Below are 12,777 nucleotides of genomic sequence, written 5' to 3' on the forward strand. Positions count from 1 at the left end.
CGGACATGACGCAGTTCGCCCAGCTGGACTGGCGCGGCGCGCCCCTGCGCCTCGAATACACCTGGGTCGGCGTACCGGACTCGCCCCATCCGGTGGTGGTCTTCCTGCACGAAGGCCTGGGTTCGGTCTCGCTGTGGAAGGATTTTCCGGATCAGCTCTGCCAGGCCGGCGGCTTGCGCGGTCTGGTGTTCTCACGCTACGGCTATGGGCGCTCGACACCGCGCCCAAGCGAAGAGCGCTGGCCGCTCGACTTCATGCACCGGCAAGCATGGGAAGTGCTGCCGCAACTGTTCGCGCAGCTGGGCGTGGAGCGTCCATGGCTCTTCGGCCACAGCGACGGCGGCTCGATCGCGCTCTTGTATGCGGCGCGCTTTCCGGAGGCGCTGCGCGGCCTGGTCGTGGTCGCGCCGCACATCATGGTCGAAGACCTGTCGGTCGCTTCGATCGCCGAGGCGCGCACTGCCTACATCGAAGGCGGCCTGCGCGCACGCCTGGCGCGCCATCACGTCGACGTCGATTCGGCCTTCGGCGGCTGGAACGACATCTGGCTCGACCCGGCCTTTCGCGCCTGGGACATCCGCCCCCACCTGCCTGCGATCCGCGTCCCGATCCTGGCAATTCAGGGCGAGGACGACGAATATGGCACACTTGAACAGATTGAAGGCATTGCGAGACTCGCGCCACAGACGCGCCTGCTCGTACTGCCCGCATGCGGTCACTCGCCCCACCGTGACCAACCCGAGCGGCTCATACAAGAAGCCCTTCGATTCATGATCGGCCACAGCGAAGCACGCGGCTGATCGACCCATAACATCAGGAGACACGCCATGAAGTTATCAAGCACCTTGCGCATCACCGCCGCCGCAGCCTCCCTGCTGGCCGCCGGCATTGCCGGCGCCCAGGGAAACGCCCCGATCAAGGTCGGTTTCATGCTGCCCGCGACCGGCACCTATGCCAACCTCGGCACCATGATCGAAAACGGGTTCAAGCTGCATGTGGCCGAACAGGGCGGCAAGCTGGGCGGACGCGAGGTGCAGTACTTCAAGGTCGACGATGAATCCGATCCGGCCAAGGCCAACGACAACGTCAACAAACTGATCCAGCGCGACAAGGTCGACGTCCTGGTCGGCACCGTGCACTCGGGCGTGGCATCGACCATGGCCAAGGCAGCCAAGGAAAGCAATACCATTCTGATCGTGCCCAACGCGGGCGCCGACGCGATCACCGGGCCGATGTGCGCCAAGAACATCTTCCGCACCTCGTTCACCAACTGGCAGCCCGCCTTCGCCATGGGCAAGGTCGCGGCCGAGCGCGGCCACAAGAAGGTCATGACCATCACCTGGAACTACGCGGCCGGCAACGAGTCGGTCAAGGGTTTCGCCGAGGGCTTTGAAAAAGGCGGCGGCAAGGTGGTCGGCAACCTGACCCTGGCTTTCCCGAACGTCGAATACCAGGCCCTGCTGACCCAGATCGCGGCCGAAAAGCCGGATGCCGTGTATGCCTTCTTCGCCGGTGGCGGCGCCGTGAAATTCGTCAAGGATTACGTGGCCGCGGGCCTGAACAAGACCATGCCGCTCTACGGCCCCGGCTTCCTGACCGATGGCACGCTGGAAGCGCAAGGCGCGGCCGCACAGGGCATGTTCACGACCCTGCACTATGCGGACAAATTGAATACGCCGCGCGACAACGCCTTCCGCCAGGCCTTCATGGCCGCCTATAAAAGCGATGGCGACGTCTACGCGGTGCAAGGCTACGATGCGGCCCAGCTGCTGGCCACCGGCATGAAAAGCGTCGGCGGCGACTTCACCGGCAAGCGCGATGCCATGCTCAAAGCCATGCACACGGCGACCATCGACAGCCCACGCGGCAAATTCACCCTGTCGGCGGCGAACAATCCGATCCAGGACATCTACCTGCGCCAGGTGCAGGGCACGGACAACGTGGTCAAGGGCGTGGCCATCAAGGGCCTTGCCGATCCAGCCCGCGGCTGCCGCCCGTTCTAAGCATGTGAGTGCCGGCGCCGCCTGTGCGGCGCCGTTCGCAGCATCGAATCAACAGAGACGCAATGGATATTTCGACTTTCCTGGTGCAGTGCCTGAACGCCGTTCAGTATGGCCTGCTGCTCTTCCTCGTCGCCAGCGGGCTGACCCTGATCTTCGGCATCATGGGCGTGATCAACCTCGCGCACGGCAGCTTCTACATGCTCGGCGCTTACCTGGCCTATGTGCTGGCGCCTCATTTCGGCGGCAACTTCATCACCATGCTGCTGGCAGGCGTGCTGCTCTCGGCGATCTTCGGCTTCCTGCTCGAGTGGGTGTTCTTCAGCTTCCTGTACGGGCGCGACCATCTGCAGCAAGTGTTGATGACCTATGCGCTCATTCTCGTTTTCGAAGAGCTGCGCAGCATTTTGGTCGGCAACGAGGTGCATGGCGTGGCCGCGCCCGCGTGGCTGTCCGGCGGCGTCTCGCTCGGCGGCCTGATGAGCTACCCGGTCTACAACCTGTTTGCGTCCGCCGCCTGCATCGTCGTCGCGGCCGGCCTGTACTGGCTGGTGAACCGCACCCGGGTCGGCATGATGATCCGCGCCGGCGCCAGCAACCGCGACATGGCGCGCGGCCTGGGCATCAATATCCGCATGCTGTACCGCGCGGTGTTCGCCGGCGGGGTGGCGCTCGCCGCGCTGGCCGGCATGATCGCCGCGCCCGCCAGTTCCGTCTATCCCGGCATGGGCGGCAGCGTCTTGATCATGTGCTTCGTGGTGGTCGTCATCGGCGGCATCGGTTCGATTTCGGGCGCCCTCATCGCGGCGCTCCTGGTCGGCTTCGTCGACACCTTCGGCAAGGTGTTCTTCGCCCAGTTGAGCGGCATCGGCGTGTATGTGCTGATGGCGGTCATCCTGATCTGGCGCCCCCAGGGTTTGAGAAGCAAAGGATTCTGACCATGCATTCCCCGACTCTTCCTGCCGCCACCACGGCCGCGCCACCTGGCACGGCGCCGCGCCGCGCCGGCTGGCTGCCGCCCGTACTGGTGGCCGCCGCGCTGGCCTTCGCGCCGCTGGTGCTGGGCACCTATTACCAGGAGCTGGTGGTGCAGATCATGATTTATGCGATCCTGGCTCTCAGCCTCGAGCTCCTGGTCGGCACCACCGGCCTGGTGAGCCTCGGGCATGCGGCATTTTTCGGCATCGGCGCCTACGCCACTGCGCTGCTCGCGCCCCAGTATGAGGCCGGCTCGGTGCCGCTGCTGCTCGCACTGGCCATGCTCGCCGCGGCCGCCTACGCGCTGCTGGTCGGCGCCCTCAGCCTGCGCACGCGCGAAGTGTATTTCATCATGGTGACGCTCGCCTTTGCCCAGATGGCCTATTTCGTCTTCCACGACACCGCGATCGGCGGCGGCAGCGACGGCATGTACCTGATGATGCGCCCGGTGCTCGATGCCGGCGGCACGCTCCTGATCGACCTCGAACAGCCGCGCCACCGCTACTTCCTGGCGCTTGGCCTGCTGGTGCTGTGCTACGCCTTCCTCGCGCTGGTGCTGCGTTCACGCTTCGGGCACGCCCTGGTCGGCATCCGCATCAACGAGCAGCGCATGCGCGCCGCCGGCTACCAGACCTATCGCTACAAGCTGGCCGCTTTTGTCCTGGCCGGCGCGCTGGCGGGCATGGCCGGCTTCCTGTCGGCGACCAAGAACGGCGTTGTCAATCCCGAGCTCTTGTCCTGGCACGAGTCGGGCGCGGTGCTGATGATGATCATCCTGGGCGGGCTCGGTTCGCTGCGCGGCGCGGTGATCGGCGCGGTCGCCTTTGTGCTGCTGAAGGAATTCTATTCGTCCGAAGCCCTGCTCGGGCCAGCCATTGCGGGCCGCTGGCAGCTGACGCTTGGGCTCACCATGATCGCCTTCGTGGCCCTGCTGCCCAAGGGCTTGATCGGCATCGGCCGGCGCTTCACGCTCACCCGGAGGCAGCCATGAGCGCCGCTCCCCTGCTGCAGGCAAGCGGCCTGACGCGCCGCTTCGGCGGCCTGGTCGCGGTCGACGCCGTTTCGATCGACCTGAACCTGGGCCAGGTGCACGCGGTGATCGGCACCAACGGCGCCGGCAAATCGACCCTCATCAACCTGCTCTCCGGCGAGATTCCCCTGTCGTCGGGGGTGATCCGGCTGGAAGGCCGCGACATCACGACGCTGGCCCAGCCGCGCCGCGCGCGCATGGGCGTCGGGCGCAGCTACCAGCGCACCACCATTTTCCCGGCTTTATCGGTACTGGAAAACTGCCGCCTGGCCGCCCAGGCCGGGCACCAGAAGCCGTGGACGCTGTGGCAAGGGGCGCAGTCCTGCCGCGCCAGCCTCGATGCCGCGCACGCCGCCCTCGACGCGGCGGGCCTGCTTGATGCCCTCCACCTGCCGGCGGGGAGCATGAGCCACGGTAAAAAGCGCCAGCTCGAGATCGCAATGTGCCTGGCGACTGGCCCGCGGGTGCTGCTGCTGGACGAACCGCTGGCCGGCATGGGTGCCGAGGAAAGCGAACGCATGCTGTCCATGCTCGAGCGCCTGCGTACTGGCCACGCGATCCTGCTGGTCGAGCACGACATGGACGCGGTTTTTCGCGTGGCCGACCGCATCACGGTGATGGTCAACGGCGCCGTGATCGCCAGCGGCAGCCCGCAGGAAGTGCGCGCCAGTCCCGAGGTGCAGCGCGCCTACCTGGGCGAGGAAGCCCATGCCTGATCCGCTCATTCTTGACGAGGAACGCCGTGCTCCAGATTGAATCGCTCAACACCTATTATGGCGACAGCCACATCCTGCAGGGCGTCGACCTGCACATCGCGCCGGGCAGTGCCGTGGGCCTCTTGGGACGCAACGGCATGGGCAAGACCACGCTGATCCGTTCGCTGATGGGTTTTGTGCCGGCGGCTTCGGGCAAGGTGCGCTGGCAGGACGTTGATGTCACCGGCTACGCGCCGGAGCGCATGGCGCGCCTGGGCATCGGTTATGTGCCGGAAGGGCGCGGCATTTTCCCGAACCTGTCGGTGCGCGAGAACCTGACCATGAGCGCGCGCCGCGGCCCCGGCGGGCGCAGCGACTGGACGTTTGAGCGCGTGCTCGACACCTTTCCGCGCCTGGCCGAACGGCTCAATTACGGCGGCCAGCAGCTATCGGGCGGCGAGCAGCAGATGCTCTCGATCGGCCGCGCCCTGATGACCAACCCGGACCTGATGATCCTCGACGAGGCGACCGAAGGCCTGGCGCCGCTGATCGTGGCCGAGATCTGGCGCGTGATCGCGCGGATCGGCCAGACCGGGATCAGCACCCTGATCGTCGACCGCAACTACCATGCGGTGCTGTCGCATACCGATTCGGCCATCGTGCTCGAGAAGGGGCTGGTCGTGGCCGGTGGTGCTTCCTCCACGTTGCTGGCCGAGCCCGACACCCTGACGCGCTATCTCGGCGTCTGAGCTTCGGGCCGGATATTCACGGCGCATATGTCCATGATGCGAAAACAAAATTGGACCCGCATGCTGTGGCGCAGCATAATCACACCTGTCTCCTCCAACTCTCCTCAGAAAAGAATTGGATTTCAGCCCGCCGCAATGGTGGGCTTTTTTTTGGTTCATCACGGATTTCCGGGAAACGCGGCTTTGATCTTGAGGAAGAAGAAGTCGCTATCCCGGTAGCCGTAGGCCATCCGTTTCATTACTTTGATACGGTTGTTGATGCCTTCGAGCTGGCCGGTATGCATCGGCCAGCGCAGCCGTGCTGCGATGCCTCGCCAGTAAGGCTTGAGCTTTGCTGCAAACTTTCTGAGCGGTTCGATTCCGCTGTCGCGCGCCATCTTGAGCCAGTTGCGCCAGGCGAGAAGCCACCGCCAGCCGCCCGATGTCTGCCAGAGTTCCTTGAGTGCTGTCTTCATCACGTACACCGTCATTAAGGCCTGGTTGGCGGCAAGCAGCTCGTCCAGATTAGCCTGCTGGGCTGGCGGGACGTTTTCCCGGTTGCGCAGCAAAAGCCAACGAGAGCGCTTGACGACTTTGCGCTGAGGGCGGTCGTCGCGCAGGCGGTTTGCCTCGTCGACCCGTACCCGGTCGATCACCTCACGGCCGTACTTGGCAATGACGTGAAACAGATCGTAGACCACGCGCGCCTTCGGGCATTGCTGCTGTACTTCCAGGTCAAAAGCGGTATTCATGTCCATTGCGACGGCTTCGATGTTGGCGCAGCGGTCGGGGCCGAGCCATTCGAAGAACGGACGGATGGCCTCGCGGCTGCGGCCCTCGCCGACCCACAGTACCCTCCGGCTGTCCGCATCGAGCACGACAGTGGCGTAACGATGCCCCTTGAACAGCGCGAATTCATCCATGACAAGCCGCGTTGGCTGCGCTGCGGGCAAAGCAGCCAGTTCACGTTCGAGCTTGGCACGCTCGATAGTGCGCACCGTCTCCCAGTGCAGCTGCGCCAGTTTGCACACGTGGGCAACTGGAAGCTTCTCGCACCACAAGCCGACAAACTCGGCCAGGGAGCGGGTCACCCGGGCATGGCGATCGAGCCACGCCACGCGCTCGACCCTGGTGCCGCATGTGCTGCATTTCAGACGACGCAGTGGCACCCGCAGCCGTACCGGCTTACCCTGCATCGGCAGCTCTCGGATGATGCGCGTCGCGCCATCGTGCACCTGGTAGCAATGCACGCCGCACCCGCCACAGACCATCGCTGCGCTCGCATCCCGCCGCAGCGTAATCCACACGACATCGTCCTTCACATCCAATTTGGTAGCGGTAAAGCCTTCCCAGAACGGGAGGCTGAGACTATGATCTGGCATGAGAGCGGTAGGTTGAGTTGGTTGGGTTTGGTCGCACAAACACAATAACTCTTCCTTACCGCTCTCTTGCGTTTACAACACGGTCATCCCGGAAATCCGTGATGAACCTTTTTTTTGCCTGCTCAGCCTCGCGCCCCGGCAAACAGCCTGGCCGCCTGCCTGCCGGCGCGCTGCAGCAAGGCCCCGGCATTGCGCATTGCATAGTCCAGGCTCACCGGCCCGGGCTGGATCGAAAAACAGCCGCCATCGAAGGCCGCTTCCAGCGCCAAGTCGAGTTCCACCGCGCCCGACAGCAGGGTGACGGGAATGCCGCTGTCGCGCGCCAGGCGCGCCACCTCGGCCGGGCCCTTGCCGAGCAAGGTCTGCCGGTCGGAGCGCCCTTCTCCCGTGATCACCCAGTCGTAATCGACGGCGCCGGCCACCAGGCGATGCGCCTCGAGGATGAACTGCGCGCCGGGACGCAGCACCCCGCCCAGCAGCGCCACGGCGAAGCCCAGGCCGCCGGCGGCGCCGCAGCCTGCCTGCGCACGCAGGTCCTTGCCCAGCAGCGCCGCGCAGCAGTCGGCAAAGTGGGCCAGCACGGCGTCGGCCGCCGGCAAGTCCTGGAAACCCTTTTGCGCGCCGAACACCATGCTGGCGCCGCCTTCGCCGTTGAGCGGGCTGCTCACGTCGGTCAAGCCGATCAGGGTCAGCTCCTGCAGCCATTCGCTGCCGGGCCGGTGTTCGAGCGTCTGCACCTGCATCAGCTTGTCGAACACCGGGACGACCTCGACGCCGGCCGCATCGCGGCAGACGAAGGCCAGTTCAGCCAGCATGCCGGCGCCGGCATCGTTGGTCGACGAGCCGCCCAGGCCCAGCGCGATCGTCTTGAAGCCGCGTGCGTGAATCGCCCGGATGGCCTGCCCCACGCCGCGCGTGGTCCGCGCTCCGGGAGCGGCGACGGCCGCCGGCAGGCCGACGATCTCGGCGACGTCCAGCACCGCGAAGGGTCCGAGCGCCGGGCTGTGGCAAGCGGCAAAAGGCATGGCGATCCGCTTGCCGTTGGCGTCCACCACGTCGACCTCCTGCCAGCTGCCCTGCAAGCCCTGGGCGATGGCGCTGGCCGTGCCCTCGCCGCCGTCGGCGATCGGCGCCTCGACGACAACGCAGCCGGGAATGGCTTCGCGCACGCCTGCGGCGATGCTCGCGGCCACGGCGGATGCATCCAGGCTGCCCTTGAAGGAATCCGGGGCGACCAGCACCCGCAGCGCTTTGTTCTCAGGTGACGACGTCATTCAACTCTCCGATGTAGTTGGTGCACATGATGCGGGAGCTTTGGGGCGAACGGAATTTCCGTTTGCTCCAGCGGCTTTTCCGTATCGGCAAAGCCTCAGTGCGTATCGGCGCGGCACAGGTGTTCGAGCAGCTTGGCCGCTTCCGGCACCAGGGCGGTTTTCGCGCGCACGCCCAGCCACAGCGAGCGATGCGCCCAGGGGTCGGTCAGGCGGATGGCGCGCAGGCCGCTACTGCCACCACGCAGCGCGCCTTCGGGCAGGACGCCAATGCCCAGGCCCGCTTCGATCATGCGGCAGATGGCGTCGAAACTGCTGACCTGTATCCGCAGCCGCAAGGTGCGTTCGAGCCCGGCGGCCGCTTCGCTGAGACGCTGCAGGAGCGAACTGCCCTGGCTCAGCCCGACGAAATCGTAGTCCAGCGTGTCGTCGAACGCGATCTCGGTCCTGGACGCAAGGGGATGGTCGCCCGGCACCAGCAGCACCAGCCGGTCGCGCCGGTACAGGTATTTCTCCAGCCCCGACGAGGGTATGTTGTCGGCGAAGATGCCCAGGTCCGCTTCGCCGTCGGCCACCGCCGCGATTACCTGCTCGCTGGTGCGCTCCTCCAGGCTGATGCGCACCATTGGCTGCGCGCGCACGAAGGCGGCCAGGTCCTGGGGCAGGAACTGGGTAATGGCCGAGGTATTGGCCCAGATGCGTACGTTGCCGCGCACGCCGATGGCGAAGTCGCCCATGGCAAAGGCCATCCGGTTCACCGCATCGAGCACCGCGCGCGCATGGTGTACCAGCTCGGTCCCGGCCGGCGTCAGGTCGAGTCCGCGCGGATGGCGCACGAACAGGCTGCAGTCCGCAGTGCGCTCGAGTTCCGCGATGCGTTTGCTCAGCGCCGACAGGGTCATGTGCGATTTCTCGGCTGCCTTGGTGAGGCTGCCGGTGAGCGCGACTTGCAGGAAGACCCGCAGGGACTGGAGATCGAAGTGGCCGGGATTGATCACAGATTTCACACTGAAGCTGGGAATGCAGGCAAAAGGCCTGCCGCTTTTCCGAAATGGAAAGGGTAGTTGAAGAATAGCCGATTTCCAAAGCCTGCGGGGCGTCCTACACTCGGTTCCATCGTGTCAGTCGACGTGGAGAGCATCATGACAAAACCTTTGGACGGCCTGCGGGTCATCGAACTTGGACAGCTGATCGCCGGTCCCTTTGCCGGAAAAATGCTGGCCGAGTTCGGTGCGCGGGTGATCAAGATCGAGCCGCCCGGCACGGGCGACCCGCTGCGCAAATGGCGTCTCCTGCACGAGGGTACTTCGGTCTGGTGGGCGGTCCAGTCGCGCAACAAGGAGTCGGTCTCGCTCGACCTGCGCACTCCCGAAGGCCAGGACGTGATTCGCGCGCTGGTGAAAGATGCCGACGTCCTCATCGAAAACTTCCGCCCCGGGACCATGGAAGCCTGGGGCCTGGGCTGGGACGTGCTGCACGAACTCAATCCGAAGCTGGTGATGCTGCGCGTCTCCGGCTATGGCCAGACCGGCCCCTACCGCGACCGGCCCGGTTTCGGCGTGGTCGGCGAAGCCATGGGGGGCCTGCGCCACCTGTGCGGCGAACCGGGTCGCACGCCGGTCCGCACCGGCATCTCGATCGGCGACTCGCTCTCGGCCCTGCACGGCGTGATCGGCATCCTGCTGGCCCTGCGCCACCGCGATGCCAGCGGCGAAGGCCAGATGATCGACGTGGCTTTGTATGAGTCGGTGTTCAACATGATGGAAAGCCTGCTGCCGGAGTTTTCGGTCTTTGGCGCGGTGCGCGAGGCGGCCGGCAGCAGCCTGCCGGGCATCGCCCCGACCAATGCCTACCAGTGCGCCGACGGCAAGTACGCCCTCATCGCCGGCAATGGCGACGGCATCTTCCGCCGCCTGATGGAGCTCATCGGCCGCGCCGACCTGCGCGACGACCCTGAGCTGGCGCAGAACGATGGCCGCGTCAAGCAGGTCGCCCGGCTCGATGCAGCGATCGGCGTCTGGACCGCCGAGCGCACGCTCGAGGAAGTGCTCGACCAGCTCAATGCAGCGCGCATCCCGGCCGGGCGCATCTACGACATTGCCGACATCGCCGCCGACCCGCATTACAAGGCGCGCGGCATGATCCTCGAGACGCAGCTCCCGGACGGCACGCCGGTGCAGGTGCCGGGCATCGTGCCGAAACTGAGCGCGACCCCGGGCGAAGCGCTGCGCGAGGCGCCGGCGCTTGGCGCGCATACCGACGCGGTGCTGGACGAGATCGGCATCGATTCCACGACCCGCAGCGCCTGGCGCGCACGCGGCATCATCTGAGGACGGCACCATGAACAAGCAGCGGCTGTACATCCAGGAAGTGGCAACCCGCGACGGCTTCCAGAACGAAGCGGTCTTCGTCGACACCGACGCAAAAATCGCGCTGGTCAACCAGCTGAGCGAATGCGGCTATGCCAAGATCGAGGTGACCTCGTTCACGTCGCCGAAAGCCATTCCCGCCCTGAAGGACGCCGAGGCGGTGATGCACCAGATTGTGCGCAAACCCGGCGTGGTCTATACCGTGCTGGTGCCGAACATCCGCGGCGCCGAACGCGCCCTGTCGTGCAAGGTGGACGAGGTGAACCTGGTGATGTCGGTGAGCGAATCGCATAACCGGCGCAACCTGCGCATGACGCGCGAGGACTCGTTTGCCCAGCTGCGCGAAGTGGTTGCTGTCGTCAAGCAGTCGCCGGTGGCGATCAACGTGTCGCTCTCGACCGCCATGGGCTGCCCGATGGAAGGAGACGTTCCGCTGGCCACCGTGCTCGACTGGATGGCGCGCTTCGCCGATATCGGCGTGCACGGCGTCACCTTGTGCGACACCACCGGCATGGCCTATCCCTCGCAAGTCGCGGAACTGAGCCGCGCCGCCCGCGGGCGCTTCCCGCATCTGGAACTGACCCAGCACTTCCACAACACGCGCGGCATGGCGCTGGCGAACACGCTGGCGGCCCTGAACGCCGGCATCGACCGTTTCGATTCCTCTCTTGGTGGACTCGGCGGATGCCCGTACGCGCCTGGCGCTTCGGGCAATGTCTGCACCGAAGAGCTGGTGCATATGCTCGAACTCGAAGGCTATGACACCGGCGTCGACCTGCAGGGCATCCTGGCCGCAGCGGCCCAGCTCCCCGCCCTGATCGGCCACGACGTGCCGAGCCAGATCCTGAAAGCCGGACACCGCCTGAACCTGCATCCCATGCCTGACGCCGGGGACGACGCCATGCCCGAACAGCGCGCATTCGCATAAAGAGGCTGCCATGATCTCCCACCTCGACCACCTGGTGTTGACCTGCACCGACCTGGAAGCGACCAAAGCCTTCTATACGCAGGTGATGCAGATGCGGCTGGAGACCTTCGGCGCAGGCCGCATCGCCTTCACTTTCGGGAACCAGAAGATCAACCTGTACCAGCGCGGCCAGGAATTCGAACCGAAGGCCCATTTGCCAGTGCCGGGCGCGCTTGACCTGTGCTTCATCGCCTCGAAGCCGCTGGATGAGGTGATAAGGCATCTGGGCCAGGTCGGCTGGCCGATCAAGGAAGGACCCGTCGAGCGCACCGGCGCCACCGGCCGGATTCGTTCGGTCTACCTGCGCGATCCCGACCTGAATCTGATCGAGATTTCGGAACTGATCGGATGACGTCAATTCACACCAATTTGCAGACCGAGGACCTCCCATGAAAGTCGTTTTCCTGGACGCGGCGACCCTGCCGACCGCCTTGCAGTTCGATCACGCCGCGCTCGACTACACAGCGCGGCCGTCCACCACGCCCGCGGCCGTCATCGACCGCATTCATGACGCCACCGTGGTCATCACCAACAAGGTCCGCCTCGACGCCGCGGCGCTGCGCAGTGCTCCTCGTCTGCGCATGGTGGCGGTTGCCGCCGCCGGCACCGACAACATCGACAAGGAGGCAGCCGCGCAGCTCGGGATAGCGGTTGCCAACGTGCCCGATTACGGCTCGGACTCGGTGGCCGAACACGTCATCGCCTCGCTGTTCGCGCTGCGCCGGCACACCCTCACCTATGCCGCGGCAGCCCTGGATGGCCGCTGGACGGCGTCCGAACATTTTTGCTGGACGGGCCCGCGCATCAGCGACATTGGCGGCACGGTGTTCGGCGTGGTCGGGCGCGGGCGGATCGGCGAAGCAGCCGCGCGGCTGGCGCGCGGGCTCGGCATGCAGGTGCTGTTCGCACAGGGCCGCGGCGGGCCGTGCCGGGACGATGAACTGCCACTGAACGAACTGCTCGAGCGGGCCGACGTGATCACCCTGCACGTCCCGCTGACCGAAACGACGCGCGGCATGATCGGCCAGGACGCGCTGGCGCGCATGAAGCGCAGTGCCGTCATCATCAATACCGGCCGCGGCGCCCTGGTCGACGCCGAGGCACTGGTGGCGGCCCTGCGCGCAGGAACAATCGGCGGCGCGGCCATCGATGTGCTGGACGTCGAGCCGCCGCCGGCGGACCACCCGCTCCTCGCCCGCGACGTGCCAAACCTGCTGGTCACGCCGCACGTGGCCTGGGCCAGCGAACATGCGCAGGCCCGCTTGGCACGCAGGCTCGAACAGCTGGTGGTACAGCAGTTTGCAAAGAAGGACTGAAGCATCGACGCAGGACCAACACAATTAGATCAACCAGGAGA

General features: G+C 65.8%; 13 protein-coding genes. 10 read left to right on the forward strand and 3 right to left on the reverse strand.

The window, feature by feature from the left end:
• The first annotated feature begins 5 nt into the window (after window positions 1–5).
• The 6 genes from NMB41_RS13310 (at window position 6) to NMB41_RS13335 (ending at window position 5,452) form a co-directional block, all read left to right on the forward strand.
• Window positions 6–800, forward strand: coding sequence for an alpha/beta fold hydrolase (locus NMB41_RS13310; RefSeq protein WP_494378297.1), 795 nt, complete (start codon window positions 6–8; stop codon window positions 798–800).
• 27 nt (window positions 801–827) lie between these two features.
• On the forward strand, window positions 828–2,003 hold the full coding sequence (locus NMB41_RS13315; protein WP_494378298.1) for an ABC transporter substrate-binding protein: 1,176 nt from the start codon (window positions 828–830) through the stop codon (window positions 2,001–2,003).
• Window positions 2,004–2,065: 62 nt separating this feature from the next.
• Window positions 2,066–2,938 (forward strand): branched-chain amino acid ABC transporter permease, encoded by an 873-nt coding sequence (locus NMB41_RS13320; protein ID WP_494378299.1) that lies wholly within the window; start codon window positions 2,066–2,068, stop codon window positions 2,936–2,938.
• A gap of 2 nt (window positions 2,939–2,940) precedes the next feature.
• On the forward strand, window positions 2,941–3,969 hold the full coding sequence (locus tag NMB41_RS13325) for a branched-chain amino acid ABC transporter permease (RefSeq protein WP_494378300.1): 1,029 nt from the start codon (window positions 2,941–2,943) through the stop codon (window positions 3,967–3,969).
• Window positions 3,966–4,724, forward strand: coding sequence for an ABC transporter ATP-binding protein (locus NMB41_RS13330; protein ID WP_494378301.1), 759 nt, complete (start codon window positions 3,966–3,968; stop codon window positions 4,722–4,724). The genes NMB41_RS13325 and NMB41_RS13330 overlap by 4 nt, the downstream gene beginning before the upstream one ends.
• A 26-nt stretch (window positions 4,725–4,750) precedes the next feature.
• On the forward strand, window positions 4,751–5,452 hold the full coding sequence (locus NMB41_RS13335) for an ABC transporter ATP-binding protein (protein ID WP_494378302.1): 702 nt from the start codon (window positions 4,751–4,753) through the stop codon (window positions 5,450–5,452).
• 158 nt (window positions 5,453–5,610) lie between these two features.
• Here the strand turns inward: NMB41_RS13335 and NMB41_RS13340 are convergent, their stop codons facing one another.
• From NMB41_RS13340 to NMB41_RS13350, 3 genes are all read right to left on the reverse strand, one after another.
• On the reverse strand, window positions 5,611–6,813 hold the full coding sequence (locus NMB41_RS13340) for an ISL3 family transposase (RefSeq protein ID WP_494382838.1): 1,203 nt from the start codon (window positions 6,811–6,813) through the stop codon (window positions 5,611–5,613).
• A 122-nt stretch (window positions 6,814–6,935) separates the two neighbouring features.
• Window positions 6,936–8,087, reverse strand: coding sequence for a glycerate kinase (locus NMB41_RS13345; protein WP_494378303.1), 1,152 nt, complete (start codon window positions 8,085–8,087; stop codon window positions 6,936–6,938).
• 95 nt (window positions 8,088–8,182) lie between these two features.
• Window positions 8,183–9,082: a LysR family transcriptional regulator gene (locus NMB41_RS13350; protein WP_494382839.1), complete on the reverse strand. Its 900-nt coding sequence runs from the start codon at window positions 9,080–9,082 to the stop codon at window positions 8,183–8,185.
• 144 nt (window positions 9,083–9,226) lie between these two features.
• Between NMB41_RS13350 and NMB41_RS13355 the strand changes: the two genes are divergently transcribed.
• Genes NMB41_RS13355 through NMB41_RS13370 form a run of 4 tightly spaced genes read left to right on the forward strand, consistent with a single transcriptional unit; the run spans window position 9,227 to window position 12,736 of the window.
• A complete protein-coding gene (locus NMB41_RS13355; protein WP_494378304.1) occupies window positions 9,227–10,414 on the forward strand; it encodes a CaiB/BaiF CoA transferase family protein in 1,188 nt (395 codons plus the stop codon).
• 10 nt (window positions 10,415–10,424) lie between these two features.
• Complete coding sequence (locus NMB41_RS13360) at window positions 10,425–11,381, forward strand: hydroxymethylglutaryl-CoA lyase (RefSeq protein WP_494378305.1); 957 nt, start codon at window positions 10,425–10,427, stop codon at window positions 11,379–11,381.
• A 10-nt stretch (window positions 11,382–11,391) separates the two neighbouring features.
• A complete protein-coding gene (locus NMB41_RS13365) occupies window positions 11,392–11,772 on the forward strand; it encodes a VOC family protein (RefSeq protein ID WP_494378306.1) in 381 nt (126 codons plus the stop codon).
• Window positions 11,773–11,809: 37 nt separating this feature from the next.
• Complete coding sequence (locus NMB41_RS13370; RefSeq protein WP_494378307.1) at window positions 11,810–12,736, forward strand: NAD(P)-dependent oxidoreductase; 927 nt, start codon at window positions 11,810–11,812, stop codon at window positions 12,734–12,736.
• Window positions 12,737–12,777: the final 41 nt, after the last annotated feature.

This window comes from Massilia sp. FBCC-B171 (genome assembly GCF_059134155.1).

Coding starts and splice junctions, on each gene's coding strand:
- NMB41_RS13355 (WP_494378304.1), top strand. CDS start 9,227: ATGACAAAACCTTTGGACGGCCTGCGGGTCATCGAACTTGGACAGCTG.
- NMB41_RS13365 (WP_494378306.1), top strand. CDS start 11,392: ATGATCTCCCACCTCGACCACCTGGTGTTGACCTGCACCGACCTGGAA.
- NMB41_RS13370 (WP_494378307.1), top strand. CDS start 11,810: ATGAAAGTCGTTTTCCTGGACGCGGCGACCCTGCCGACCGCCTTGCAG.
- NMB41_RS13340 (WP_494382838.1), bottom strand. CDS start 6,813: ATGCCAGATCATAGTCTCAGCCTCCCGTTCTGGGAAGGCTTTACCGCT.
- NMB41_RS13345 (WP_494378303.1), bottom strand. CDS start 8,087: ATGACGTCGTCACCTGAGAACAAAGCGCTGCGGGTGCTGGTCGCCCCG.
- NMB41_RS13310 (WP_494378297.1), top strand. CDS start 6: ATGACGCAGTTCGCCCAGCTGGACTGGCGCGGCGCGCCCCTGCGCCTC.
- NMB41_RS13320 (WP_494378299.1), top strand. CDS start 2,066: ATGGATATTTCGACTTTCCTGGTGCAGTGCCTGAACGCCGTTCAGTAT.
- NMB41_RS13360 (WP_494378305.1), top strand. CDS start 10,425: ATGAACAAGCAGCGGCTGTACATCCAGGAAGTGGCAACCCGCGACGGC.
- NMB41_RS13330 (WP_494378301.1), top strand. CDS start 3,966: ATGAGCGCCGCTCCCCTGCTGCAGGCAAGCGGCCTGACGCGCCGCTTC.
- NMB41_RS13325 (WP_494378300.1), top strand. CDS start 2,941: ATGCATTCCCCGACTCTTCCTGCCGCCACCACGGCCGCGCCACCTGGC.
- NMB41_RS13315 (WP_494378298.1), top strand. CDS start 828: ATGAAGTTATCAAGCACCTTGCGCATCACCGCCGCCGCAGCCTCCCTG.